22 protein-coding genes and 2 pseudogenes are annotated in these 26313 nt (G+C 75.2%); 12 read left to right on the plus strand and 12 right to left on the minus strand.

Annotation, left to right across the window (positions count from 1 at the left end; all coding sequences use genetic code 11):
* Position 1 precedes the first annotated feature (1 nt).
* A complete protein-coding gene (locus tag KPF47_RS22605; protein WP_374108875.1) occupies positions 2-730 on the minus strand; it encodes a GntR family transcriptional regulator in 729 nt (242 codons plus the stop codon).
* A 70-nt stretch (positions 731-800) separates the two neighbouring features.
* Between KPF47_RS22605 and KPF47_RS22610 the strand changes: the two genes are divergently transcribed.
* Positions 801-1970 (plus strand): CaiB/BaiF CoA-transferase family protein, encoded by a 1170-nt coding sequence (locus KPF47_RS22610; protein WP_224390851.1) that lies wholly within the window; start codon positions 801-803, stop codon positions 1968-1970.
* The gene (locus tag KPF47_RS22615; protein ID WP_224390852.1) at positions 1967-2725 is read left to right on the plus strand and encodes an enoyl-CoA hydratase; all 759 of its coding nucleotides are present in this window, start codon (positions 1967-1969) and stop codon (positions 2723-2725) included. Before KPF47_RS22610 ends, KPF47_RS22615 begins: the two co-directional genes overlap by 4 nt.
* 78 nt (positions 2726-2803) lie before the next feature.
* Here KPF47_RS22615 and KPF47_RS22620 read toward each other — a convergent pair whose 3' ends face one another.
* The gene (locus tag KPF47_RS22620) at positions 2804-4132 is read right to left on the minus strand and encodes a glycosyltransferase family 2 protein (RefSeq protein ID WP_224390853.1); all 1329 of its coding nucleotides are present in this window, start codon (positions 4130-4132) and stop codon (positions 2804-2806) included.
* 718 nt (positions 4133-4850) lie between these two features.
* Between KPF47_RS22620 and KPF47_RS22625 the strand changes: the two genes are divergently transcribed.
* On the plus strand, positions 4851-5996 hold the full coding sequence (locus KPF47_RS22625) for a C40 family peptidase (protein WP_224390854.1): 1146 nt from the start codon (positions 4851-4853) through the stop codon (positions 5994-5996).
* 62 nt (positions 5997-6058) lie between these two features.
* Here the strand turns inward: KPF47_RS22625 and KPF47_RS22630 are convergent, their stop codons facing one another.
* The 3 genes from KPF47_RS22630 to KPF47_RS22640 are packed head-to-tail and all read right to left on the minus strand — an operon-like array spanning position 6059 to position 9367.
* On the minus strand, positions 6059-7468 hold the full coding sequence (locus tag KPF47_RS22630; RefSeq protein WP_224390855.1) for an amidase: 1410 nt from the start codon (positions 7466-7468) through the stop codon (positions 6059-6061).
* Between the two features lie 10 nt (positions 7469-7478).
* On the minus strand, positions 7479-8561 hold the full coding sequence (galT, locus tag KPF47_RS22635; RefSeq protein ID WP_224390924.1) for a galactose-1-phosphate uridylyltransferase: 1083 nt from the start codon (positions 8559-8561) through the stop codon (positions 7479-7481).
* Between the two features lie 14 nt (positions 8562-8575).
* A complete protein-coding gene (locus KPF47_RS22640) occupies positions 8576-9367 on the minus strand; it encodes a DeoR/GlpR family DNA-binding transcription regulator (protein ID WP_224390925.1) in 792 nt (263 codons plus the stop codon).
* A gap of 332 nt (positions 9368-9699) precedes the next feature.
* Between KPF47_RS22640 and KPF47_RS22645 the strand changes: the two genes are divergently transcribed.
* The 5 genes from KPF47_RS22645 (at position 9700) to KPF47_RS22665 (ending at position 14477) form a co-directional block, all read left to right on the plus strand.
* Positions 9700-11385, plus strand: coding sequence for a sodium:solute symporter family protein (locus KPF47_RS22645; protein ID WP_224390856.1), 1686 nt, complete (start codon positions 9700-9702; stop codon positions 11383-11385).
* A gap of 13 nt (positions 11386-11398) precedes the next feature.
* Positions 11399-11707 carry a hypothetical protein gene (locus KPF47_RS22650; RefSeq protein ID WP_224390857.1) on the plus strand — a complete coding sequence of 103 codons (309 nt, stop codon included), beginning with the start codon at positions 11399-11401 and terminating at the stop codon, positions 11705-11707.
* Positions 11708-12019: 312 nt separating this feature from the next.
* Positions 12020-12646 (plus strand): YigZ family protein, encoded by a 627-nt coding sequence (locus KPF47_RS22655; protein ID WP_224390858.1) that lies wholly within the window; start codon positions 12020-12022, stop codon positions 12644-12646.
* A 4-nt stretch (positions 12647-12650) separates the two neighbouring features.
* Positions 12651-13136 carry a GNAT family N-acetyltransferase gene (locus tag KPF47_RS22660; protein ID WP_224390859.1) on the plus strand — a complete coding sequence of 162 codons (486 nt, stop codon included), beginning with the start codon at positions 12651-12653 and terminating at the stop codon, positions 13134-13136.
* Between the two features lie 93 nt (positions 13137-13229).
* Positions 13230-14477 (plus strand): Nramp family divalent metal transporter, encoded by a 1248-nt coding sequence (locus KPF47_RS22665; protein WP_224390860.1) that lies wholly within the window; start codon positions 13230-13232, stop codon positions 14475-14477.
* Here KPF47_RS22665 and KPF47_RS22670 read toward each other — a convergent pair.
* The 3 genes and pseudogenes from KPF47_RS22670 to KPF47_RS22680 form a co-directional block, all read right to left on the minus strand.
* Positions 14474-15371, minus strand: a pseudogene (locus tag KPF47_RS22670) (IS5 family transposase). The gene KPF47_RS22665 and the pseudogene KPF47_RS22670 overlap by 4 nt on opposite strands.
* Before the next feature lie 47 nt (positions 15372-15418).
* Entirely contained in the window at positions 15419-16207 is a 789-nt protein-coding gene (locus tag KPF47_RS22675) for a crotonase/enoyl-CoA hydratase family protein (RefSeq protein ID WP_224390861.1), read from the minus strand.
* Between the two features lie 10 nt (positions 16208-16217).
* Positions 16218-17108 carry an alpha/beta fold hydrolase gene (locus KPF47_RS22680; protein ID WP_224390862.1) on the minus strand — a complete coding sequence of 297 codons (891 nt, stop codon included), beginning with the start codon at positions 17106-17108 and terminating at the stop codon, positions 16218-16220.
* 187 nt (positions 17109-17295) lie between these two features.
* On the opposite strand from KPF47_RS22680, the gene KPF47_RS22685 reads away from it, so the two are divergent.
* The 4 genes from KPF47_RS22685 to KPF47_RS22700 are packed head-to-tail and all read left to right on the plus strand — an operon-like array spanning position 17296 to position 21757.
* Positions 17296-19083, plus strand: a complete 1788-nt coding sequence (locus KPF47_RS22685; RefSeq protein WP_224390863.1) for an SDR family oxidoreductase — start codon at positions 17296-17298, stop codon at positions 19081-19083.
* A gap of 20 nt (positions 19084-19103) precedes the next feature.
* Positions 19104-20033, plus strand: coding sequence for a metal-dependent hydrolase (locus KPF47_RS22690; RefSeq protein WP_224390864.1), 930 nt, complete (start codon positions 19104-19106; stop codon positions 20031-20033).
* Positions 20030-21079, plus strand: coding sequence for a PDR/VanB family oxidoreductase (locus tag KPF47_RS22695; protein WP_224390865.1), 1050 nt, complete (start codon positions 20030-20032; stop codon positions 21077-21079). Before KPF47_RS22690 ends, KPF47_RS22695 begins: the two co-directional genes overlap by 4 nt.
* A 57-nt stretch (positions 21080-21136) precedes the next feature.
* A complete protein-coding gene (locus KPF47_RS22700; protein WP_224390866.1) occupies positions 21137-21757 on the plus strand; it encodes a TetR/AcrR family transcriptional regulator in 621 nt (206 codons plus the stop codon).
* Here the strand turns inward: KPF47_RS22700 and KPF47_RS22705 are convergent.
* The 4 genes and pseudogenes from KPF47_RS22705 to KPF47_RS22720 form a co-directional block, all read right to left on the minus strand.
* Positions 21715-22794, minus strand: a complete 1080-nt coding sequence (locus tag KPF47_RS22705; protein WP_224390926.1) for a phosphodiester glycosidase family protein — start codon at positions 22792-22794, stop codon at positions 21715-21717. The genes KPF47_RS22700 and KPF47_RS22705 overlap by 43 nt on opposite strands.
* A 264-nt stretch (positions 22795-23058) precedes the next feature.
* Positions 23059-23289: pseudogene (locus tag KPF47_RS41035) on the minus strand (pentapeptide repeat-containing protein); the annotation flags it as partial.
* A 309-nt stretch (positions 23290-23598) separates the two neighbouring features.
* Complete coding sequence (locus KPF47_RS22715) at positions 23599-24966, minus strand: LLM class flavin-dependent oxidoreductase (protein WP_224390867.1); 1368 nt, start codon at positions 24964-24966, stop codon at positions 23599-23601.
* The gene (locus KPF47_RS22720) at positions 24963-26306 is read right to left on the minus strand and encodes an MFS transporter (protein ID WP_224390868.1); all 1344 of its coding nucleotides are present in this window, start codon (positions 26304-26306) and stop codon (positions 24963-24965) included. The genes KPF47_RS22715 and KPF47_RS22720 overlap by 4 nt, the downstream gene beginning before the upstream one ends.
* Positions 26307-26313: the final 7 nt, after the last annotated feature.

The raw sequence follows: 26313 nt of genomic DNA on the forward strand, positions 1-26313 counted from the left end.
CTCAGCCGCCGCGTCGTCGGGCGAGCCACTCCTCGGACTCGGGCGTGCCGCCGTCGAGCCGGTCGACGAGGTCGAGCAGGAACGACGTGTGACCGTGCTCGGTCAGGGCCCGCTGCGCGACGTCCGGGTCCCCGGCCTCGACCACCGCGAGCAGCTCACGGTGGCGCTCGACGTTCTCCAGCAGCGTCTCCCGGCGGGCGGTCCGGTTCAGCGCCATGCACAGCTGCATCTGGAACGACAGCGCGCGGTAGGCCTCGGTCAGCCGGGAGTGCCCGGCCAGCGCGACGAGCGAGAGGTGGAACTCGAACTTGTGGTGCAGGAACCGGCTCTCGTCACCCGCCCGGCCGACCTCCTCGAACGCCGCCAGGGCCGCCCGGCAGCGCTCCAGGCGCTCCGGCACCCGCACCGGCACACCGAGGCGGACGGCCAGCGCCTCCAGGTCCTCGCGCAGGGTCACGATCTCGTAGACGTCGTGCCGGGTCAGCGTGCGCACGGCCGCACCGCGCCGCGGGTGGGCGACGACCAGCCCCTCGTGGGTCAGCGTCTGCAGGGCCTCGCGCAGCGGCGGACGGGACACCCCGAGCCGCTCGGTCAGGCGTGCCTCGACCAGCCGCTCCCCGAGCGCGAGCTCGCCGGAGAAGATCATCGCGCGCAGGGCGTCGGTCGCCAGCTCCGCCATGGAAGGCGGCGCCACGATCCGGCCGCCGGCGCCCGTCTGCACCGCGGTCACCGCATCCACCCTTCGCCCGTTTCCGTATACCGTATATCAACGCCGACGCCGACGACCCGGAGGGCTGCCGATGCCGACCGACCCACCGCTGACCGGAGTGCTCGTCCTGGAGGTGGGGGCCTTCATGGCCGCGCCGTTCGCGACGATGCAGCTCGCCGACCTCGGGGCCCGGGTGGTGAAGATCGAGCCGCCGGGCACCGGTGACCCGACGCGGTCCGCGGGACCGTTCCTCGACGGCGAGAGCTCCCCGTTCCTGCGGCTCAACCGCAACAAGGAGTCCGTCGTGCTCGACCTCAAGGACGAGCGGGGCCGCGCCGCGTTCCTCGCCCTGGCCGACCGCGCCGACGTGGTGGTGGAGAACCTGCGGCCGGGCGCGATGGACCGGCTCGGGCTCGGGTACGCGGCGCTGGCGGAGCGCCGCCCCGAGCTCGTGTACGCCTCGGCCTCGGGCTGGGGTGGTGACGGAGCCGGCGCGACCCGGCCGGGGCTCGACATCATGGCGCAGGCCGCGAGTGGACTGATGAGCGTCACCGGGGAGCCCGACGGCGACCCGGTCAAGGTGGGCGTCCCCGTCTGCGACCTGGTCACCGCGCTGTACGTGGCGCTCGCGGTGACCGCCGCCCTGCGGGAGCGGGACCGCTCCGGGCTCGGCCAGCACGTCGACGTCTCGCTGCTGGAGTCGGGTGTCTCGCTCGCGGTGTGGGAGGCGGGCATGTACCTCGGCGACGGCGAGGTGCCGGGGCGGCAGGGCTCGGCCCACCAGCGCTACGCCCCCTACCAGGCCGTCCGCACCCGGGACGGGCACGTGACGGTCGGTGCGAACACGTCCCGGCTGTGGTCGTCGCTGTGCACCGCGCTCGGGCTGGGACGCCTGGAGCACGACCCGCGCTTCGCCGATCCCGGCTCGCGGCTGGCGAACCGGGTGGCGCTGATCGACTGCATCGAGACGGTCACGACCACCCTGCCCTCCTCCGACGTGCTCGCCGCGCTCGACGCGGCCGGGGTCCCGTGCGCGTCGATCGCCGGGTACGACGAGGTGTTCACCGACCCGCTGCTCACCGGGCGGGACTTCTTCTGGGACGCCGCGCACCCGACCCTGCCGCCGGTCCGGCAGCTGGGGTCGCCGATGCGCTTCTCCCGCACCCCCGCCCGCCGGGACACCGCGGGGCCCCCGCTCGGCGCGGCGACCGACGACGTCCTCGCCGAGCTGTCGGACCCCGTCCGCGGAGGTCACGCGTGAGCCCGGAGGTGACCGCGGAGCTCGCGGCCGGCGTCCTGACCGTGACCTTCCGCCGTCCCGAGCGGCGCAACGCGCTGACCTGGGAGATGTACGAGGGGCTGGTCGCGGCCTGCGACCGGGCCGACGACGACCCCGCGGTCCGGGCGCTCGTCGTGCGCGGCGAGGGCGACCGGGCGTTCGCGGCGGGGACCGACATCGGACAGTTCCGCGCGTTCGCCTCCGGCGCCGACGGGGTGGCCTACGAGCGCCGCGTCACCGCCGTGCTCGACCGGGTCCGCGCCGTCGGTGTGCCCACCGTGGCCGCGGTGGCCGGGTACTGCGTCGGCGGGGGGCTGGGCATCGCCTGCGCGACCGACCTGCGCATCGCGACGCCCGGGTCCCGGTTCGGGGTGCCGATCGCCAGGACGCTGGGCAACTGCCTGTCCGCGCGGACCCTGGACCTGATGGTCGAGGCCCTGGGCCGCCCACTGACCGCCGACCTGCTGCTCACCGCCCGGATGCTCGACGCCGAGGAGGCCGCCCGCGTACCGGGGTTCCTGCACGCGGTCGTCGACGACCTCGACGCCGGGCTGGAGACGCTCGCCGGGCGGCTCACCTCCGGCGCGCCGCTGACGATCTGGGCCACCAAGCGGCTCCTGGACGACCGCGGCGCCGACGACACCGCGGTGATCGAGCGGGTGTACGGCTCGGTGGACTTCCGCACGACGGTCGCCGGATTCGGGCAGGGCGACGCGCCCCGGTGGACCGGCACCTGACCCGGGACGCCGGTCCCCCACCGGAGCGCAGCGCGGCCGCGCCCGGTCGACCGCCCGGGGGCCGGCCCCGGGGCGTGGTCAGCGACGGGGCAGCGGCCGGGCCCGGCCGGTCAGCGGCGGCGCCGTCCCGCCCTCGGCCTGCACCTGCCGCCGGGCCTGCAGGTAGAGCGCCGGACCGGACACCAGTCCCCGCAGCTTGCGCGCCCCCGCGCCGCTCGGGAGCGCCACGACGTCCTGCGGCGGCGGGGACTCCTGGACCGCGACGGGGGTGCGGGACGCTCCCGGTCCGCCGGCCGGGGCGGGCACCTGGTCCGGCCGGGCCCCCGTGCCGGTCCGCGGAGCCGAGGACTCGCGGCGCACGATGTCGCGCAGCCGCCCCAGCGCGGCCGGGAACCGGCGCACCGCCAGCCGGCGCGCCCGCGGGTCCAGCGCCACCTTGCCCAGGAACGCGCCCAGCCCGAGCGCGTAGCCGCCCATCTGCTCGCGCAGCTCCCCCGGCGACGGCCGGTGGTGGTGCCACACCCAGGCCGAGGGGAGGTAGGCCAGGGTGCCGCCGTCGAGCACGATCCGGACCAGCAGCTCGATGTCCTCGCCGCCACGGGTGGGCCGGCCCGGGCCCAGCGCCTCGTCGAACCCGCCGAGCACACGGACCGACTCGGCCCGCACGGCCAGGTTGGCGCCGATCCCGAACAGCCCCGGGGAGAACGGGAACACCGGGGAGTCCGCGGGTGGGTCGTCGAGCCGGAACCGGCGGGGCAGGAAGCCCTTGTTCCAGGCCAGCGCGACGTCGGCGGCCCGCTCCTCGGGGGTCTCCAGACGCGCGGCGAGCACCGGCCCGCTCAGTGCGGTCAGCCCCGGGTCCTCGGCGAACGCCCCGGCGATCCGCGACGCCCACCGCGGGTCGGGCTCGGTGTCGTCGTCGGTGAACGCGACGACCGCGGTACGGGCCTCGGCGAGGCCCCGGTTGCGCCCGACCGAGACCCCGCGCCGGGGTTCGCGCACGTAGCGGACCCGTGGGTCGGCGCAGTCACGGACGACCTGGCGGGTGCGCTCGTCGGGCGGGTCGTTGTCGACGACGAGCACGGTCACGTCCGGGTGGTCGCCGGCCAGCACCGCGGCCAGGCAGCGGCGGACGCTCTCCGGTCGTCCCCGCGTCGCGACGACGACCGTCAGCGGCTCGGCCGACACCGCGGGCTCGGCGGGTGGCTCCCGCCCGGCGACCGCCGCGGCGGCCCGGACGAGGTCCTCGGCACGCGCCCGCCCCCCGTGCAGCGCGACGTCGGCCTGGCCGACCGGGACGCCGCCGTCGGTGACCAGCAGCCGGGCCGAGCCGAACCGGGGCGGGACGACGAGGTCTCCGGTGCCGTGCCCGGCGCCGTGCCCACGGTGGTGCTCGAGCTCGCCCACCCAGACGGGGCTGCCTGCTCGGTCCGGCACTGCTGTGACCTCCTGGGGTGCTGGGTCCGGTGGTCGGTCTCCGGGGCCGCCCGGTGCCGGACGTCCCCCGGGTACCTACGCCGGGCACCGGCCCCCGGTTCACCGGGTGCGGCCGACCTCACGGCCCCCGCACCGGGCACGGGGACCGGCGCCGGCCCGTGCCCGTCCGGATCGTTGCAGAGCGCCCGGTACCCGCGCTCGCCAGGCACGGGACGCCCGTGCCGCGCTGCTCCGTCCGCCACGGCACCGACACCCTCCCGGCGCAGTGACGCGAGGAGGTGTCGCAGACCGCCGGCCGACCGGCCTGTCGGGTTCGTGACGGGCTGGTCCGTCCGGGGCATTCCCGGTGACGGTCCGCACCGTCGACCCGGGCCGTTCCCACCGTTCGGCGCAGCAGAACGACCGTACGACCCGAATGGCGCACCGTGCCCACCGTTGGACGCGGCCTCGGTGCGCGGATCGCTCCATACCGGCCGTTCGCCGCACACCCGGCGATCCTGTTCGGTGTCCGTGTCACGGACCGGTTACGGTCCCCTCGGCTGGTCGACGTGATGTCGGCTGGTGCGCCTGGTCGGTCGCCTGCTCCCCGCTGGCCGACACTCCCCCTGGCGCCCACCCAGCACGCAGCGGGCGGAGCCGTGTCCGGTCACGAGGACCGGGGCGGGTCCGGGGCGGCGAGGACCCCTGAATGACCACTGCACTCACCCCCGAACTGCATACCCCCGGCAACGACGTCCCCCGGCGTCGCCGGGACCGTGACGCCGGCGCCGGCATCTCCGCCGCCGAGCTCCTGGCCCGCTACTCCGAGGCCGGTTTCGACGCTCCGGCGACCGGTGGCCGCCGGGCCCGCCGTGCCGACGCCGCGGGCCCGGACCTCGAGCGCATCGACACCCCCGCCACCGGCCTCGCCGTGACGCCCGGCGGCTCCGACACCGACACCGACACGGTCGTCACCCGCGACGCACCGGACACCCCCGCCGGTGTCACCTCGCGGACCGCGATCGGCCTGCTGCGCGGCGGCTCGGACACCGGCCCGCTCGGTAGGCACCCGCGCACCGTCGTCGCGACCATGTCGGCGACGCTCGTCGGCGCCACCGCGGTGATGGGGGTCGTGACGACGCTCAGCTCGCCGGAGCAGTCCCCGGAGACCACCGCGGACATGGACCTGGCCGGCGCGGCCGACCAGGCCACGATGAGGCTGTCGGTCCCGGCCGCGGGCTCCGAGCACGGCGGCACCGGGACCAGCGACGCCGCCTCCACCCTGACCAGCGGCTTCGAGCACGTCACCGCGTCGGTCCCGCAGGCCTTCGAGAAGGCCGACGCGGCCCGGATCGCCGCCGTCGCCCAGAAGGAGGCCGCCGCGAAGTCGGCCGAGGCCCGGGCGAAGGCCGCGGCGGCGGCCCGCGACGGCGGCGGGGACGACGGCGACGGCGACGGCGGCGGCGGCGGTCTCGGCGACATCGTCGGTGGCCTGACCGGCGGCTCCTCCGACGGCGCCCAGGCACTCGCGCAGGCCAAGCAGCAGCTCGGCAAGCCGTACAAGTGGGGCGCCACCGGCCCGAGCGCGTTCGACTGCTCCGGCCTGATGGTCTGGGCGTTCGAGCAGATCGGCGTCGACCTGCCGCGCACCTCCAGCGCGCAGTCCCAGATGGACGGCACCCCGGTCTCGAAGAGCCAGCTCAAGCCCGGCGACATGGTGTTCTTCTACTCCCCGGTCAGCCACGTCGGCATCTACGCCGGCAACGGCAAGGTGCTGCACGCCTCGACCAGCGGCGAGCCGGTCAAGTACTCCGACATCGACGCGATGCCGTTCCACAACGCGGTCCGGGTCTGACCCGCCGCACCACCGACGTCCGAGGCCGGTGCCCCTGGGGAGGGGCCCGGCCTCGACGCACGTCAGGGGCGGACCCGCCCGTGTCCGGTCGCGGTCTCGAACGCGGCCGCGACCTCCAGCAGCCGGGTCTCGGCCCGCGGGGCGGCGACCAGCTGCAGACCGACCGGTGACCCGGCCGCGGTGAACCCGGCGGGCACCGAGACCGCCGGGCAGCCGGTGGCGCTGATCAGCGTCGCCGACCGCATCCACCCGAGGTAGTCGGGCTGCGCGACCCCGGCGACGGTCTGCGGGTACTCCTGCTCCACGGGGAACGGCTCGACCTGCACGGCCGGGCAGGCCAGCACGTCGTAGCGGGTGAAGAACTCGGTGACGACCTCGTGCAGCCGGGCCTGGGCCAGGTGCGCCCGGGTCAGGTCGGCGACGGTCAGCCGGCGTCCGGCGTCGACGTTCTCCCGGATCGTCGCCTTGACCCGGTCCGGGTGTGTGTCGACGACCGGACCCAGCCCGGTCAGGAACTGCCAGGCGCGCAGCGTGGTGAACACGTCGTCGGCCTCGTCGAGATCCGGGCAGTCCGCGGTCACCTCGGCGCCCATCGCCCCGGTGAACACCCTGGGGACCTCGGCCAGCACCGCGGCCGGGCCGGGGTCGACCGGGATCCGCCCACCGAGGTCGGGGGCCCAGGCGACACGCAGGTCGCCCGGGTCGGGGTCGGCACGGGGCGCGACGAACGGGCCGTCCAGCGACAACGGCGCCCGCGGGTCCGGACCGGCCAGCACCGACAGCAGCAGCGCGACGTCGGCGACGGTGCGCCCCATCGGCCCCTGCACCGACAGCACCTGGCGCGACAGCGGCGCCGGGTGCGACGGCACCCGCCCCGGCGTCGGCCGCAGCCCGACCACGTTGCACAGCGACGCCGGGTTGCGCAGCGACCCGCCCATGTCGCTGCCCTCGGCCAGCGGTGCCATCCCGCAGACCAGCGCGGCCGCGGCACCCCCGGAGGACCCGCCCGCGGTGCGCCCGGGCCGGTAGGGGTTGTGGGTCGCCCCGAACACCGGGTTCGTCGTGTGCGAGCCGGCCGCCCACTCGGGGGTGTTGGTCTTGCCGAGCCGGATCGCCCCGGCCGCGGCCATCCTGGCCACCACCAGGTCGTCGGTGCGCGGGACGTGGCGGGCCATCAGCGGCGACCCGTGGGTGGTGCGCATCCCGGCGGTGAGGTGGGTGTCCTTGTGCAGGGCGGGCAGGCCGTGCAGCGGGCCGTCCGGCCCGGAGCGGACCAGCCGGTCGTCGGCGGCGGCCGCGGCGGCCAGCGCGCCCTCGGCGTCGAGGGTGACGACGGCGTTGACCCGGCCGTTCACCGCGTCGATGCGCTCCAGGCAGGCCGTGGTGAGCTCGCGCGCGGACAGCTCGCCGGACGCGACGAGCGCGGCCAGCTCGACGGCGGGACGGTCGACGAGGGGGAGATCGGGTTCCACCCGCACACACCTACAGCGAACGGAGCCGTTCCGCGACCGCCTCGGGCAGCACGTCGGAGATGAACGCGCCCGCGCCGGACTCCGACCCGGCCAGATACTTGATCTTCCCGGGGGCCCGGCGGATCGAGTGCAGGCGCAGGTGCAGCCGGGCGTCGGCACGGCCGTCGCTCTCGCGCACCGGGGCCTGGTTCCAGCCCGCGACGTAGGGCAGCTCGTCGTCGTAGAGGGCGTCGAGGCGGCGCAGCACGTCCAGGTAGAGGGTCGCGAACTCGGCACGCTGGGCCTCGTCGAGGGCGGGCAGGTCCGGCGTGGGCCGGTGCGGGTACAGGTGCACCTCGACCGGCCAGCGCGCCGCCTGCGGCACGAACACCGTCCAGTGCTCCCCGGCGACGACGACCCGCTCCCCGGACGCCCGCTCGGCGGCCAGCTGCGTGTCGAACAGGTTCTCCCCCGTGGCCTCCCGGTGGGCCGCGACGTGGGCGAGCATCCGCTGCGGGAACGGCGGGACGTAGGGGTAGGCGTAGATCTGGCCGTGCGGGTGCGACAACGTCACCCCGATCTCGGCGCCCCGGTTCTCGAACGGGAACACGTAGCGGACCCCGGGCCGCGCACCGAGCTCGGCGGTGCGGTCGGCCCACGCCTCCAGCACCAGGCGTGCCCGCTCGGGGGTGAGCCGGGAGAACGGCGTGTCGTGGTCGTCGGTGAAGCAGACGACCACGCACCGGCCCGACGCGGCCTGCGGCACCGGGCCCGGCTCCGGCAGCGGTGCCCCGGGTGCCGACCCGAAGGAGGGGAACCGGTTCTCGAAGGCCACGACGCCGTACTCCGGGCTCGGGACCTCGGTGTGGCGGCCGTCGCGGCTGGGGCACAGCGGGCACTGGTCGGCCGGCGGCTTGTAGGTCCGGTCCTGGCGGTGCGCCGCGATCGTGACCCACTCGCCGGCCAGCGCGTCGTAGCGCAGCTGGGAGGCCGGGACGACCCGCGGCAGGTCCCGGTGGTCGACGAGCGCCGCGGGATCGCGCGGCGCGTGCTCCGGGCCGTCGAACCAGACGATCTCCCGTCCGTCGGCCATCCGGGTGGTCAGCTTCTGCACCTTCTGCACGTCCGTCACCTTCCGGGGCGAGCGATGATCACGCGGTCGACCTCGCCCTCGAGGACCGCACGGTCGGCGTCGACCAGACCGGAGTCGGTGACCAGCACGTCGGCCTCGGACAGCTCGGCGATCGTCGAGATCCCGACGGTGCCCCACTTCGTGTGGTCGGCGACGACGACCAGCTGCCGGCCGGCGTCGACCAGTGCCCGGTTCGTGTCGCGTTCGGTCAGGTTCGGGGTGGAGAACCCGGCGGCGGCGCTCATGCCGTGCACCCCCAGGAACACCGTCTCCAGGTTCAGCGAGCGCAGCGCGGCGATCGCGACCGGGCCGACCAGCGCCTCCGACGGCGTCCGCACCCCGCCGGTGAGGATGACCGTGGTCCCGCGGGCGTCCGCGCCACCGGTGTGGAACGCGTCGGCGACGGCGACGGAGTTCGTCACCACGGTCAGCCTCGGCACCGCGGCGAGCAGCCGCGCGAGCCGCCAGGTCGTCGTGCCCGCGGACAGCCCGATCGCGGCCCCGGGGGTCACCAGCTCGGCGGCCGCGGCGGCGATGGTGTCCTTCTCCTCCAGCTCGCACACCGACTTCGCGGCGAACCCGGGCTCGGAGGTGGTGTGCTCGCCGACGGCCGTCGCCCCGCCGTGCACCTTGTCCACCAGGCGGCGCCGGGCCAGCACGTCGAGGTCGCGGCGCACGGTCATCTCCGACACGCCGAGATGGTCGGCCAGCTCGGACACCCGTACCGCGCCGCGGGTGCGGACCTGCTCCACGATCACCTCGCGCCGCTGCTCGGCGAGCAGGCTCATCGTGTCCGGGCCGGACACCGTCGGGACGTCACCCACACAGAATGCAACACAACCGAACGTGCGGCAAGGGTCGACCGTGCGTGTCGGAGCCACGACGGTCCGCGGCCGAGGTCACCGAGCGGCCTCGAATTCGAGCGAAAGTGTTCACTTCTGATCGAGTCCGGTCTAGCTTGTGCGTTGGTCCGCGCACCGTGTCGTGGCGCACCGGTGCCGTCGTGCACCACCGGCCCGCGGACCGGCGATACACACGCACTCGACGGCGAGGAGCTTTCCGAGATGGAACATCGAGAGACGGCCCGGCGGGCCCCGGGAACCTCCCGGAGGGATGCGGCATGACCGCCCAGGAGGTCCTGCGCCTCAACCCCAACCTGGTCGACTACCTGCTGGTCGCGTTCTACTTCGTACTGGTGCTCGGCATCGGGTTCGCGGCGCGCCGCTCGGTGTCCTCCAGCCTCGACTTCCTGCTCTCCGGCCGGTCGATGCCGGCGTGGATCACCGGCCTGGCGTTCATCTCGGCCAACCTGGGCGCGATCGAGCTGATCGGCATGGTCGCCAACGGGGCCCAGTTCGGCATCCCGACGGTGCACTACTACTGGCTGGGCGCGATCCCGGCCATGGTGTTCCTGGGCATCGTGATGATGCCGTTCTACTACGGCTCCAAGGCCCGCAGCGTCCCGGAGTTCCTGCTCAAGCGGTTCAACAAGACCACCCAGCGGGTGCAGGCGGTGATCTTCGCGGTCGCCTCGATCCTGATCGCCGGGGTCAACCTGTTCTCCCTGGGCCTGGTCCTGGAGGCGCTGCTGGGGTGGTCGCTGTACCTGGCGATCCCGGTCGCCGCGGTCGTCGTGCTGGGCTACATCTCCCTCGGCGGGCTGTCCGCGGCCATCTACACCGAGGTGCTGCAGTTCTTCGTGATCCTCGCGCTGCTCATCCCGCTCACCGTCGCCGGGCTGAACCGGGTCGGCGGCTGGGACGGCCTGACCCGCGCGGTCACCGAGGGGCCGAGCGGCGGTGCGGACCTGAACGCCTGGCCCGGCACCCCGCTCACCGAGATCGCGAACCCGTTCCTGTCGGTGCTGGGCATCGTGTTCGGTCTCGGTTTCGTGCTGTCCTTCGGCTACTGGACGACGAACTTCGCCGAGGTCCAGCGCGCCCTGTCGGCCAAGTCGATGTCCGCCGCGCGGCGCACCCCGATCATCGGCGCGTTCCCGAAGGCGCTGGTCGTGCTGGTCATCGTGACCCCGGGCATGATCGCCGGGATCCTCGTCCCGCAGATCGCCGCGGTGAAGTCCGGTGGTGCCGACGCCGTCGAGGGCATCACCTACAACAACGCGCTGTCGCTGCTGATGAAGGAGGTCCTGCCCAACGGGATCCTCGGCGTCGCGATCGCCGGCCTGCTGGCCGCGTTCATGGCGGGCATGGCGGCCAACATCAGCTCGTTCAACACCGTGTTCACCTACGACATCTGGCAGGACTGGGTGCGCCCGGGCCGGGCCGACCGCTACTACCTGGGCGTCGGCCGGATGGTCACGATCATCGGCTGCGTGCTCGCCATCGGCACCGCGTTCATCGCGTCCGGCTCGGCGAACCTGATGGACTACATCCAGTCGCTGTTCAGCTTCTTCAACGCACCGCTGTTCGCGATCTTCATCCTGGGTCTGTTCTGGAAGCGGATGACCGGGCCGTCGGCCTGGATCGGCCTGCTCTCCGGTACCGCCGCGGCGGTGCTCGTCGACGTCCTGGTGCGTACCGAGGTCTGGTCGATGTCCAGCCAGGCGGGCAGCTTCGTCGGCGCCATCGCGGCGTTCGTCGTCGGCGTCGGAGTCTCGGCGGGGGTCTCGCTGGTGAGCACCCCGAAGCCGGACGCCGAGCTGGTCGGCCTGACCTGGAGCCTCACGCCCAAGGAGGCCCGCACCCATTCCACCGACGGTGACGACGCGGGCTGGTACCGCAGCCCGGGCGTGCTCGGTGCGCTGGTGCTCGCGATGACCGTCGTCCTCTACATCGCGTTCGGCTGAGCGGAGACCTGCGATGAGCTCGAAGAGTGCTGACCACACCCCCGGCGACCGCGCCGGGGCCGACGCCCCGGTCTCGACGACCGCGGCCAACCTGTTCGACCTGCGGTCGGTGATCGCCCTGCTGTTCGGGGTCTACGGCATCGTGCTGCTGATCATGGGCATCGTGTCGGGGAACGACCCGGAGAACCTCGCCAAGACCGGCGGCACGAACCTGAACCTCGACACCGGCATCGGCATGCTGGTCATCGGGGCGCTGTTCGTGCTGTGGGTGTACCTGCGGCCGCTGAAGCTGGCCCCGCCGGCGACCGACGAGCAGGACTGACCCGGACCACGCCGGCCGGGAGTGCCCTCAGCGCTCGCGGCCGGCGGGGGTCGGGTAGACCGGGTTGAACGCCGCGAGGGTGTAGTCGTCGATCCGGCGCGCCACGCGGGTCAGGCCGGAACGCAGGACGCGGAGGGTGTCGCTCATGGATGGGGTTCCCTTCTCGTACGGCGGTGGCACCGCCGGTGGGGGACGAGGGAGCCCGCCGGGTGAGGCGGACGGCCTCGTCACCGGACCCGACCAGGATGCACTGAATCGATCCCGACGCGCCGCCGATCGCGAGCACGGTCACGGTGTGAGGCCGGTCGCGCCGTGCGGGTGATCGCCCGCGACGGGGAGCACGAGATCGCGATCTCCCGGTCGCGCTTCCGCTGCACCGTGGCCAGGGTCCCCGACGTCGCGGCCGCCCAGGCCGTGATCGACCGGGTCCGGCGCGCCGGACCGGACGCCACCCACCACTGCACCGCGCTGCGCGTCGGCGACCCCCGCACCGGGGACCTCACCGCCCGCTCCGCCGACGACGGCGAGCCGTCCGGCACCGCGGGCGTGCCGATGCTGGAGGTACTCACCCGTCGCGGGCTCACCGACGTCGTCGCGGTGGTGTCGCGCTGGTTCGGCGGGACGAAGCTCGGCGCGGGCGGCCTGGTCCGCGCCTACTCCGGCGCGCTCGCCGAGACCCTCGACTCCGTCGGCGAGCTGCGCCGGGTCCGGCACCGCGCGCTGCTGCTCGCGCTGGGCCACGACCGCGCCGGGCGCCTGGAGCACGACCTGCGCCACTCCCCCTACCGGTTGTGCGAGGTGACCCACGGCGCGGACGTGACGCTGACCGTCGCCGTCGAGGAGGGTGCGACCGCGGCCTTCGCCGACTGGCTGGCCGCCCACACCGGCGGCGACGTCGAGGCACTCGACACGGGCCCCCGCGACCTCTATCTACCCTGAGCGCGTGCACATCCGCGCCGCGACCCGCGACGACCTCCCCGCCGTCCTCGACGTGCTCCGCCCGATCTTCGCCGACGGCCGCACCTACACCGTCCCGCCCGACGCCGACGACGCCTGGATCACCCGCATGTGGATGCTCCCGCCGCCGGCCCGGGTCGTCGTGGCGGTCCGGGACGGGAGGGTCGTCGGGACCGCCAAGACCGGGCCCAACCAGGCCGGGCCCGGCTCGCACGTCGCGACCGCGAGCTTCGCCGTCGACGCGGGCGGGGCCGGCCGCGGGACCGGCCGCGCACTCGGCGAGCACGTGCTGGCCCTCGCCCGCGCCGACGGGTACTCCGCGATGCAGTTCAACGCCGTCGTGCAGACGAACACCCGTGCGGTCGCGCTGTGGCACTCGCTGGGCTTCGCCACCGTCGGCACGGTGCCCGACGCGTTCACCCTGCCCGACGGGTCGACGACCGGCCTGCACGTGATGCACCGCTACCTGTGAGCTGTGCGGCCCGCACCGTTGCGGCTCTGTACGCCGGGAGTTAGCCGCGCCTACACTGCGTCTTCGTCGGACCTCACCACCACGGGGGCGCACATGACGGGCACGGGCACCACCGCACCGGCCGAACCGGTCAGCGTGGAGCAGCTGCGCCGGCGCGGCTGGCGCGGCCGGCTCGCCGTCCTCGGGCCGGCGTTCGTCGCCGCGGTCGCCTACGTCGACCCCGGCAACTTCGCGACGAACTTCTCCGCCGGTGCCGGCTACGGCTACCTGCTGGTCTGGGTGATCGCCGTCGCGAACCTGATGGCGATGCTCATCCAGTCGCTCTCGGCCAAGCTCGGGCTGGCGACCGGGAGGAGCCTTCCCGAGCTGTGCCGCGAACACCTCACGCCGTGGCGGAACCGGTTCATGTGGGCCCAGGCCGAGCTGGTCGCGATCGCGACCGACCTGGCCGAGGTGATCGGTGGCGCCGTCGCGCTGCACCTGCTGTTCGGCATCCCGCTGTTCACCGGCGGTGTGATCACCGGCGTGATCGCGTTCGTGCTGCTGGGGCTGCAGTCGCGCGGGCACCGGCCGTTCGAGCGGGCCATCGTGTTCCTGCTCGCGATCATCCTGGTCGGGCTGGTGTCGACGGTGGCACGCACCGACGTCGACGGGCCCGCGCTGGCCGCCGGCCTGGTCCCGGGGTTCGACGGCGTCGGGTCGCTGGTGCTGGCCACCGGCATCCTCGGCGCGACCGTCATGCCGCACGTGATCTACCTGCACTCCGCGCTCACCCAGCGGCGGCTGGTCGCCCGCAGCCCGGAGGACACCCGGTTCCTGCTGCGGGTCGGGCGCACCGACATCGCGCTCGGCATGGGCGTCGCCGGGCTGGTGAACCTGTCGATGCTGGTCGTGGCCGCGGCCCTGTTCGCGGGCACCGACGTGCCGGGCACCGACACCCTGGAGGGGATCTTCGCCGGGCTCGGCAGCGAGCTCGACGCCGTCGCCGCGTACGGATTCGCGATCGCGCTGCTCGCCTCCTCGGGCGTCGGGACCTACGCCGGGCAGGTCATCATGGCCGGGTTCCTGCGGCGGCGGATCCCGCTGCTGCTGCGCCGGCTGCTCACCCTCGCCCCGGCGCTGGTCGTGCTGGGCGCCGGGATCGACCCGACGCAGGCACTGGTGCTGTCCCAGGTGGTGCTGTCGTTCGGCATCCCGTTCGCGCTGGTCCCGCTGGTGTGGCTGACCGCACGCCGCGACGTGATGGGCGAGCTGGTCAACCACCGGGCGACCACGGCCGCGGCGGCCGCGGTCGTGGTCGGGCTGAACGCGTTCCTGATCTGGGAGGCGTTCGTCGGCTAGGGCGTGTCTCCTAACGCGCGTAGCCAGGTCACGATGGTCTTCAGGACGACCCCGCCGCGGTAGGTCACGGCGAGTTTGTCGTAGCGGGTCGCCAGGCCGCGCCACTGCTTGACCTCGCAGAACCCGCGTTCGACGACGTTGCGGCCGCGGTAGTCGACCCGGTCGAACATCGGTGGCCGACCGCCGCGGGAGCCGCGGCGTTTCCGGTGTCCCTGCTGGTCAGCCGGTTCCGGGATGACCGCGACGATCCGCCGTTCGCGCAGGTGCCGGCGGATCGCGCGTGAGGAGTAGGCCTTGTCGCCGCGGACCCGCTCGGGGCGGGTCCGCGCCCGGCCCGCACCGACCCGGTCGATACGCAGGTGACTCATCAGGTGCAGGAACATCGGGGCGTCACCGGCCTGGCCGGGACCGACGAGCACGACCAGCGGGCGGCCGTGTCCGTCAACGAGCTGGTGGATCTTCGTGGTCAGCCCGCCGCGAGAGCGGCCCAAGGCGTGATCGGGCGGCTCGACGCGCAGATTCTTGTAGTTCGATCCGGCCCCCTGTGTCGCGCCTGAGAGTCGCGGCGTGCTGGTGGGCGCGGATGATCGACGAGTCGACGCTGACCGCCCAGTCCACCAGACCGGCGGAGTCGGCATCGGCCAGCAGAGCTGCGAGAACGTGATCCCAGGTGCCGTCACCTGCATAGCGGCGGTGGCGTTTCCACAGCGTCTGCCATGGCCCGAACTCGACCGGGACATCGCGCCAAGCCACTCCGCACCGGAACCGGTAGATAATCCCCTCGACCACCCGACGGTGATCGGCGAACGGGCGCCCCGGCATCCCGTCCGACGAGGGCAACAACGGCTCGAGCCTGGCCCACTGGGCATCGGTCAGGACCACACGACGCAACACCCGATGATCATCCCGCAGTCCCGATTGGCAGAGTTAAGAGACACTCCCTAGCGGCCGCGCCAGACCGGGTCGCGCTTCTCGGCGAAGGCGGTGGCACCCTCGCGGGCGTCCTCCGAGGTCAGCACCGGGCCGACGACGGCGTCGTGGCGCTCCCAGCGGTCGGCACCCCAGTCCGGGCTCTCCCGCACGATCCGCTTCGACGCGGCCAGCCCGAGCGGGCCGTTCGCCGCGATCCGCCCGGCGAGCTCGAGCGCCGCGTCCCGCGCGCCGCCGTCGTCGACGACCCGGTTCACCAGGCCGGCGGCCTCGGCACGCGCGGCGTCGATCGGGTCGCCGGTCAGCAGCATCTCCAGCGCGAGCGCCCGGGGCACCCGGTTCGCCAGCTCCAGCGCGCCCCCCGCGGCCGCGACCAGGGAGCGCTTGACCTCCGGCACGCCGAACCGGGCACCCCGCCCCGCGACGACGAGGTCGCAGGCAAGCATGATCTCGAACCCGCCGGCGAGCGCCCAGCCCTCCACGGCGGCGATCATCGGGGTGACCGGCGGGCGCTGGGTGATGCCGCAGAGCCCGCGACCGGGCAGCGACGGACGCTCGCCGCGCAGGAACGCCTTCAGGTCCATCCCGGCCGAGAACACCCCACCCGCACCGGTGAGCACGCCGACCCGCAGGTCCGGGTCCGCGTCGAGCTCGTCGACGGCCGCGGCCACGGCGTGCGCCACGCTCTCGTTCAGGGCGTTCTTGGCCCGCGGGCGGTTGATCGTGATCAGCAGGACGCCGTCACGGCGCTCGACGAGCACGTCCTGCTCGGAAGCGGTCAGTTCTGACTGCTCTGTCATGGCGCCGACCCTAGACGGCCGGGGCCACCACCGGAACCGAGTGCTCCCAGTCCGCGAGCAACGTGCGCAGCGCGGTCACCAGGGCCAGCGGCTGGTCGATCATCACGTGGTGCCCGGCGCCGGGGATCTCGACGACCGGGGCGGCCCGCCCCATCCGGTCGACGACCATCTCCCCCATGTCGGCCGGGACCAGGCCGTGCTCGGCCCGGAACAACGCGATCCGGCATCCGGGCCGCCCGAGGTCGCCGGGGGTCAGCGAGATCCCACCGAAGATGGCGGGGTCGAACTTCCAGCTCCAGCCGCCGTCGACGGCGCGCACGCTGTGCTCGGCGATGTGCCGGTGCACCCAGGGCAGGTCCCCGGCCTGCTCGGGGATCGTGCGGAAGCGGGCGACGAGGGCGTCGCGGCCGGGGTGGACCTTCGCCGGCCCGAAGGCGCGCCGCTCCCGGGCCGCCCGCTCCTCCGGGGAGCGGTCGCGGACCGGGGAGTCGACGGCGACGGCCCCCGCCAGCTCCTCGCCGTAGCGCAGCGCGGCGGTGAGCGTGACGAACCCGCCCAGGCTGTGCCCGATCAGGGTGGGGCGCGGCCCGAGCCCGGACGCGGCGATCACCGCACGCAGCTCGGTCGCCCAGCGGACCAGGTCGTAGGAGGGTGCCCGCCCGGAGTCGCCGTGCCCCGACAGGTCGACCGCCACGACCCGGCGGGTGCCCTCGACCAGCAGCGGCGCCACGTGGTCCCACCAGTGCGAGTGCGCGGCGCCACCGTGCACCAGCAGCACGCCGGGCCCGCCCGGAGCACCCCAGCTGCGGAAGCGGATCTCGACGCCGTCGCTCGCGACGACGCCGGGCTCGGCCTTCTCGGCGAGTGCGTCGGTGAACCAGGTGGGCGGAGCGGTGGACACGCGGGGACCTCGGATCGTGGTGCGGGGACGGCCGTGGAGAACCTACCCCGCCCGCGGCCCGACGACGCCCGGGTCACGGGACGCGGGGACCGGGCGACCGGCGTCCCGGCGGGGGCGGCGAGGGCGTGGCCCGACGCGGTGACGGTCCGGGGTGGCGTCTTGTTGACAGGTTTTCTACGATGACGTCGTGTCTCACAACGAGGTGGAGTCCGCGGGCCGCACCCGGACCGTCCTGACCACGGACGGCCTGGAGCTCGTCGTCGAGGAACGGGGCGACCCGTCGGGGCCGACCGTCGTGGCGGTGCACGGCTATCCCGACGACCGGCACGTGTGGGACCGCGTCGCCGCCGACCTGGCGGCCGACCACCACGTCGTCACCTACGACGTGCGCGGGCACGGCGGCTCGGCCGCTCCCGGCTCCCCGGCCGGCTACGACCTGGAGCTGCTCGCCGCCGACCTGCGCAGCGTCTGCGACGCCGTCTCCCCCGGTGCGCCGGTGCACCTGCTCGCCCACGACTGGGGCGCCATCCAGACCTGGCACGCGGTGACCGGCGAGGACGGGCTGCCCTCGGCGATGGACGGGCGGGTCGCCTCCTTCACCTCGGTCTCCGGCCCGTGCCTGGACCACGTCGCGCTGTTCCTGCGCCGGCGCAGGCCCCGTGACCTGCGCCCGGTGCTCGCCCAGGCGCTGCACTCCTGGTACACGCTGGCCTTCCGGCTGCCGGTGCTGCCCGAGCTGTTGATCCGCAGCGGGCTGCTCGGCGGGGTGGTCGCACGCACCGAGCGGATCCCGCGGCCCGCGGTCCGCGACGCCGTCAACGGCCTGGAGCTCTACCGCCGCAACCTCCCCCGCCGCCTGGGCCGCCCGCGCCCGCGGCGCACCGACGTCCCGGTGCAGGTCCTGGCCCCCCGTGCCGACGCCTACGTCACCCCCGCGCTCGCGACCAGCGCCGCGGAGTTCGCGCCCGACCTGCGGGTGCGGTACCTGCCGGGCGGGCACTGGGTGGTGCGCCACCGGGCGGGGGTCCTCGCGCGCTGCGTGCGCGAGTTCGTCGCCGAGCGCACCGGGTCCGACCCCGCACCCGCGCTCGCCCGGGCCCGCAGCCGCGGGGCCGCGCTGGTCCGCAGCGGCGGACGGCCGGACACCGCGACGCGCTGGGAGGGCTCGCTGTCCGTCGTCACCGGCGCGGGCAGCGGGATCGGCCGTGAGGTCGCCCGCCGGGTCGCCGACCTGGGCGGGCGGGTGGTCGTGGCCGACGTCTCCGAGGACGGCGCCGCGCAGACCGTCGACCTGGTCACCCGCCGGCACGGGCCCGGCCGGGCGTTCCCCGCGGTGCTCGACGTGGCCGACGAGGCCGCCGTCGCCGCGCTCGCCGAGCGGGTCGCCGCCGAGCACGGCGTGCCGGACCTGGTCGTGAACAACGCCGGGATCGCCGTCGCCGGGTCGTTCGCCGACACCAGCGCCGAGGAGTGGCGTCGCATCGTCGACGTCAACCTGTGGGGCGTCGTGCACGGCTGCCGGCACTTCGGGGCGCTGCTGGCCGGGCACGGCGAGGGCGGGACGATCGTCAACACCGCCTCGGCCGCGGCCTACCTGCCGTCGCGCTCGCTGCCCGCCTACGCGACGACCAAGGCCGCGGTGCTGATGCTGTCGCAGTGCCTGCGCGCCGAGCTGGGCCGCGCCGGGGTCGGGGTCACCGCGCTGTGCCCCGGGTTCGTCGACACCCCGATCACCGGTGCCACCCGCTTCGCCGGCACCGACGACACCACCCAGGACGCCCGTCGCCGCGCCGCCGCGGCCGCCTACACCCGTCGCGGGTACACCCCGCAGCGCGTCGCCGCCCGCCTGGTGCGTGCGGTCGAGCGGGACCTGCCGATCGCCCCGGTCACCGCCGAGGCGCACGTCGGCCTGCTGGCCTCCCGCCTGTCCCCCGCCCTCGTCCGCGCGCCCGCCCGCGTCGACGGGACCCGCTGAGCCCGAGAGGAGCGTCCACGATGACCGACCCGACCGAGGACCGGATCGCACTCGCGGCCCGCGACGTCCGCTTCGACTTCACCGAGCTGCGCACCGACTGGATCCCCGGTGAGCCGTTCGCCTCGCACCTGATCGACGTGCTGCACCTGCTGCTGCCCGAGGGTGAGCGCTGGTTCGTCGAGGTGTTCTCCCGGGCGCTGCCGATGGTGCGCGACGAGGCGCTGGCCGAGGACGTGCGCGGCTTCATCGGGCAGGAGGCCGTGCACGCCACGTCTCACCAGGGTGCACTCGACCACCTGGTCGAGGCCGGGGTGGACGTGACCCGGTTCGTCGAGCAGGTCGAGTGGATCTTCAACGAGCTGCTCGGCGACCGCGGGCTGACCGGCGACGCCGCCCGGGCCTGGCTGGTCGAGCGGGTCGGCCTGATCGCGGCGATCGAGCACTTCACCGCGGTGCTCGGCAGCTGGATCCTCGACACCCCCGAGCTCGACGCGGCCGGTGCCGACCCGCACATGCTGGACATGCTGCGCTGGCACGGGGCCGAGGAGGTCGAGCACCGCAACGTCGCGCACGACCTGTTCACCCACCTCGACGGCCGGTGGCTGCGCCGGATCCGCGCGATGGTGGTGGCCGGTCCCGCGCTGGCGAAGCTGTGGGTGGACGGCACCCGGCACCTGTGCGCCCGCGACCCGCACCTGCGCGGCACCCCGCAGCGCCGCGCCCGGCTGCGCGACTACCTGCGCGCCTCGCGACGCGGACTGGTGCCCGGCCCGTGGCTGTTCCTGCGCGCCGTGCTGACCTACCTGGGCCCCCGGTTCCACCCGGCCGCCCACGGCGACACCGACGCCGCGGTCGCCTACCTCGCGGTCTCCCCCGCGGCCCGCGCCGCCGAGGCCGGGCACGGTGGCGACCCCGCCCCGGGCAACGGGTCCGCCGGGAGCGCGGCGTGAGCCCCGCGCGGCTGCCCGGCGCGGGTGCCACCGCGCCGCCGCCGCACCCGAACCGGGGCGCCAGCGCGCTCGCGGTGCTCACCGCCCTCACCCAGGGACTCGCGACGGCCGGGGCGCGGCGGAGCCGTCCGGTCGCCGAGGTCGACCGGACCCTGGCCGTCGAGGTGCGCGCGGTGCGCCGCCCGTGCGCCGACGTCGCCGAGCTGGACCTGGTGCCGCCCGGCGGCGGACCGCTGCCGGGCTGGCGGCCGGGCGCGCACGTCGACGTCGAGCTGCCGTCGGGGGCGCTGCGCCAGTACTCGCTGTGCGGGGACCCGGCCGACCGGTCGCACTACCGGATCGCGGTGCGTGCGGTCCCCGGCGGGACCGGATCGCGGGAGGTGCACGCGCTGCGGCCGGGGGTGCGGCTGCGGCTGCACGGCCCGCGCAACGCGTTCCCGCTCGCCGCGGCGCCGTCGTACCTGTTCGTGGCCGGCGGCATCGGGATCACCCCGATCGCGCCGATGGTGCGGGCCGCGCACGCCGCCGGGGTGCCGTGGCGGCTGGTGCACACCGGCCGTGACCTGGGCTCGATGCCGCTGTCGGGCGCCCTGGCCGCGCTCGCGCCGGACCGGGTGCACCGCCGCCCCGACGACGCCGCCGGGGTCCCGGCCGCGGCCGAGCTGCTCGCCGGGGTCGACCCGGCCGCCGCGGTCTACTGCTGCGGGCCGCCGCCGATGATCGAGGCGCTGCGCCGGGCGCTGCCGGCCGGGCAGCGGTTCCACTCCGAGCGCTTCTCCCCGCCCCCCATCCGCGACGGCCGCCCGTTCACCGTGCGGATCGCCGGCGGCCCGGAGGTGGCGGTCCCGGCCGACCGGACCGCGCTCGACGCCGTGCGCGCCCTGCGCCCGGACGTGCCCTACTCCTGCCGGCAGGGATTCTGCGGCACCTGCCACGTGCGGCTGGTGGAGGGCACCACCGTGGGCGACCCGGCCGGGCCGGGGCTGACCGCGCTGTGCGTGGGGCGGGCGCAGGGCGGGTCGATCGTCGTCGATCTCGGGCGCTGAGGCGTGGGGTCCGTACCCTCGTCGGTGATGACCTCTCCGGCACGTTCCCCCCGGCGCATGACGCCCGAGGCCCGCCGCGCCCAGCTGGTGTCCGCGGCGCTGGACCTCTACGGCGCGCGGTCACCCGAGGAGGTGGCGGTCGAGGACGTCACGCGGGCCGCGGACGTGTCCCGGGCGCTGTTCTACCGCTACTTCTCCGGGATGGAGGAGCTGCACGTCGCGGCGCTGGGCAGCGTCGCCGACGAGCTGATCGACCGGGTCGCGCTGCCCACCGACGGCCCGCTCGACGCCCAGCTGGCCGACGCGCTGGACGTGTTCCTCGATGTCGTCGGCCGGCACTCGCGGGCCTACGTGGCGCTGCTGCGCAGCGGCTCGGTCGTCTCCACCGGGGAGACCGACGCGATGGTCGACGGGGTGCGCGACCACATCGTGGACCTGCTCTGCGTGCGCGGCGGGGTGCCCGACCCGACCCCGCTGCAGCTGATGACGCTGCGCGGCTGGGTCGCGCTGGTCGAGGGCTCGGTGCTGGTGTGGCTGGAGGCCGGGCGCGTGCCCGCCCACGCCGAGCTGCGGGACTGGCTGGTGGACCAGCTGTTCGCGATGCTCGGGGTGACGGTCGCCCGCGACCCGGGCGCTCAGTTCTCGACGACGCCGAGCGCGTTGGGCACCAGCCGGTAGGCGTCCTCGGAGGGGCTGTTCACGACCTGCCCGCGGAACACCATCGTCGAGGAGCCACCGCCGTCGAGGTTCACGCCGGCCACGGCTCCGGCCCGGCGCAGCTGCTCGGCGGTCTCGGCCAGGGTGATGCCGACCGAGGTGGACTCGCGCCCGTCGGCGGTGAGCAGGATCAACCGGCCCGCCGCGGTGTACCCGGCGGCGCTGCGCGGATCGCGCGAGCGGGCGTCCAGCCCGGCGACGGGTGCCCCGTCGCGCAGGATCGGCGACCCGCCGACGGCGGTGCGCGGCACCGACCCGGACGCCGCGGTCAGCGCGGTGCGCACGGTCACCCGGTCGCCGACGGCGAGCCCGCGCAGCGCGGCGGCGCCCTGGTCGCGACCGGCGAGGACCTGCTCCCCGGCGGGGATCGGCCCGCCCCCGGGCGGCCCGACCGCGGCGACCGCGCCGTCGCGGACGACGACCTCGACCCGGTCCGGGGCGCACGGCGCGTCGCGGTCGGTGTCGCTGCCGCACAACGCCGCGGCCCGGTCCCCGGACCAGTCGGGGGTGAACAGCCCGACCCCGCCGACGGGCACGGCGTAGGCGTTGAGGGTGTCGATCCGGATGCGGCCGCCCGGCCCGGGCGCGGCGGCGTCGAGGGTGAGCCGGTCCAGGCGCGGGGTGCCGTCGTCGGCGAAGGCGAGCACGTCGCCCTGCTCGGCGCCGGGGACGGCCGGGGCGAGCCGCCGCCCGGGCGGGACGGCGGAGGTCAGTGCGCGGCCGTCGCGGACCGACGGTCCGGCCGGGGCGTTGCTGCGGGCCAGGTCGAAGAAGTCGCCGTTGACCGCGGCCGCCGCCCCGCCGCGCTGGGCGTGCGAGGGCACCGAGGACCGCTCGCCCACGGTGGCCCCGGTGAGCAGGGCGGGGCGCAGCCCGGCGCGGTTCAGGTCGGCGACGACGACGTCGACGGTCACCGGCCCGGCCGGGGTGTCGACCCGCTCCTCGCGATGGGTGATCGCGGGCGCCGCCGGGGCGGAACCGGCAGTTCCGGGGACCACCGCACCGGGTGCGGCCGCCCCGGCCACGTCGGTACCCGGCGCATCGGCACCGTACGCATCGGCACCGTACGCATCGGCACCGTACGCATCGGCACCGTACGCATCGGCACCGTACGCATCGGCACCGTACGCATCGGCACCGTACGCATCGGCACCGTACGCATCGGCACCGTACGCATCGGCACCGTACGCATCGGCACCGTACGCATCGGCACCGTACGCATCGGCACCGTACGCATCGGCACCGTACGCATCGGCACCGTACGCATCGGCACCGGACGCATCGGCACCGTACGCATCGGCACCGGACGCATCGGCACCGGACGCATCGGCACCGGACGCATCGGCACCGGGGACGGTGCCGGACATCGCGACCGGTTCCGCCGCGCCGGGGGCCGCCGGCGCGGCCGAGGCGTTCCCGGCGATCGGCAACACCACCCCGACCGCCGTCGCGACCGCCAGCAGCGCCGCCCGGCCGCCCGTCCACCGCGTCATGCCCGCACCCCCCGATCGGCACCTCCGTCGGCCGAGGTGATCACGGCGCGACCGGTCCGGCGCGGGTCGTCACGCCTCCGTGGCGGACCTCCACCCGGACGGGGACGCGGGCGGGCGGGCGATCGCGCGCGGCGCGGGTGTCCGCCCGGCCCACGATCGCCGGGAGTGGGGCCGGGGGGCTCCACCCGGCACTCCGCTCCCGGCGACCACCGCGGGGCCGTCCGTCCCGGCGGCCACCGGACCCGCCGGCATCGGACGCCGGTCACCGTCGCAGCGCGCACCGTCGGCAGCGGCGCCGTCAGCGCGCGGTCACAGGGCGCGGTGTGCGGCCCCCGGGTGGTCCTTGGCGAGGCGGGCGCCGTCGCCGGTGTCGTAGCGCTCGCGCAGGGTGGGGCCGCCCGCGTCGGGCGCGGCCGGGACCCGGCCGCGGCGGCGCAGCTCGGGGACGACGTGGGTCACGACGTCGCGCATCGTCCCGGGAGTGACGGCGTAGGCGAGGTTGAACCCGTCGAGGTCGGCCTCGTCGGCCCAGCGTTCCAGCTCGTCGGCGACCGTCGCGCCGGACCCGACCACGACCGGCCCGCGTCCGCCGACGGTGATGAACTCGGCGAGCTCGCCGACCGTCCAGTCGCGGTCCGGTCCGGTGAACGAGGCCAGGGCCGAGCGGGTCGATTCGGTCTGCACGTACTCCAGCCTCTGCTCCGGCGACGCCCCGGACAGGTCGACGCCGGACCAGCCGCCGAACAGCGCGAGCGCCGCGGCCGGGTCGGTGAGCTGCAGGTACTCGGTGAGGGTGGCGTGCGCGGCGTCGTCGGTCCGTCCGGCGATCGCGGTGAGCATCCCGAAGATCTTCACCGAGCGCGGGTCCCGCCCGGCCCGCTCCGCCTCGGCGCGCACGGCGTCGACCGAGCGGCGCACGACGGCCGGCGAGGGCCCCGAGACGAACACGGCCTCGGCGTGGGTACCGGCGAAGCGCGCCCCGCGCGGCGACGCGCCGGCCTGGAAGATGACCGGGGTCCGCTGCGGCGACGGCTCGCACAGGAACGGCCCGGGCACGTCGAACCAGCGACCGTGGTGGCCGATGTCGCGGACCCGGTCCGGCTCGGTGAACACGCCGCGGTCGGCGTCGCGGACCACGGCGTCGTCGGCCCAGGAGCCCTCCCACAGCTTGTAGCAGACCTCCAGGAACTCCTCGGCGAGCTCGTAGCGCTCGTCGTGCGGGATCTGCCCGGAGCGGCCGAGGTTGCGCGCGGCGGAGTCCAGGTAGGAGGTGACGACGTTCCACGCGACGCGCCCGCGGGTGAGGTGGTCGAGCGTGGTGAGCCTGCGGGCCAGCGCGTAGGGGTGCTCGTAGGCGACCGACACGGTCACCCCGAACCCGAGCCGCGAGGTGGCCGCGGCCATCGCCGGGACGAGCAGCAGCGGGTCCGCGAGCGGGACCTGCGCGGCGGCCCGGACGGCGGCGTCGCGGGAGCCTCCGTAGACGTCGTAGACACCCAGGACGTCGGCGAGGAACAGCGCGTCGAAGCCTCCGTCCTCGAGCATCCGGGCCAGGTCGGTCCAGTGGTCGGGGTCGGTGTAGCGGTGCCCCTCGTCCGACGGGTGGCGCCACAGCCCGGCGGACTGGTGGCCCACGCAGGCCATGTCGAAGGCGTTGAGCAGGATGCGGCCGGTCATGCCGACACCTTCTCCCCTGCGCCGCGCAGCCCACCGCGGTGGGTCTCGGGCAGCAGCACGGTGGACGCGATGCAGATCGCGAACAGCACCCCGAAGTACCCCCAGATCAGCCAGGGCCGCCCGTCGGCGGCGTAGAGCAGGGCCGTCGCGACCAGCGGGGTCGTCCCGGCGACGACGGAGCCGACCTGGTAGCCCAGCGACGCGCCGCTGTAGCGGACCCGGGTGTCGAACAGCTCGCCGTACCAGGCGGCCTGCGGGCCGTACATCGCGTCGTGGAACAGGTTGACCAGCACGACCATGCCGACGACGACCAGCAGGGTGGAGCCGGTGTCGAGCAGCAGGAAGAACACCCCGAGGAACAGCGGCGCCCCGATCGCGCCGACCAGGTAGACCGGCCGGCGGCCGATCCGGTCCGACAGCACCGCCCACAGCGGCGTCGAGACCAGCCCGACCGCCGAGGCGACGATGACGGCGGTGAGCCCGGCGGTCTCCGACGCGGTGGTGCCCTGCGCGAGGTAGGTCAGCGCGAACGTCGTCGCCAGGATGTAGAGCGCGTTCTGCGCGATCCGCGACCCGATGGTAAGCAGCACGGTGCGCCAGTCGGTGCGCAGCACCTCCAGCACCGGGCGGCGGGCGAGGCGCCCGGAGTCGCGGGCCTCGGTGAACACGGCCGGGTCGGCCAGGCGCAGCCGGATCGCGAGCCCCACCACGACGAGCACGATGCTCAGCAGGAACGGGATCCGCCACGCCCACGCGAGGAACGCCTCCCGTCCGACGACGGCCAGCACCCCGGTGTAGACCCCGGACGCGAGCAGCATCCCGGCCGCGGAGCCGATCTGCGGGAAGCTGCCGAAGAACCCGCGGCGCCGCTCGTGCTCCGGGCCCGAGGCGTGCTCGACGGCCATGAGCACCGCCCCGGCCCACTCCGCGCCGACGGCGAGGCCCTGCACCAGCCGCAGCACGACGAGCAGGACCGGGGCGAGCAGCCCGGCCGTCGGGTAGGTGGGCAGCAGCCCGATCAGAGTGGTCGCCGCGCCCATCAGGACCAGCGACCCGACCAGCACCGCGCGGCGCCCGACCCGGTCGCCCAGGTGCCCGGCGACGACGGCACCGATCGGCCGGGCGCCGAACCCGGCCGCGTAGGTGGCGAACGAGGCGAGCACGCCGGCGGCGGGGTTCACGTCGGTGAAGAACAGCGGCGCGAACACCAGCGCGGCGGCCGTGGCGTAGAGGTAGAAGTCGTACCACTCGATGGTGGTGCCGACCAGGCTGGCGACGGCGGCGCGACGCGGGGTCGCGCCGGCGGCCGGGGTGGGTGCGGGCACGGCGGTGCTGGACACGGGAGAC

Source organism: Pseudonocardia sp. ICBG1293 (assembly GCF_020131355.1).
GTDB lineage: Bacteria > Actinomycetota > Actinomycetes > Mycobacteriales > Pseudonocardiaceae > Pseudonocardia.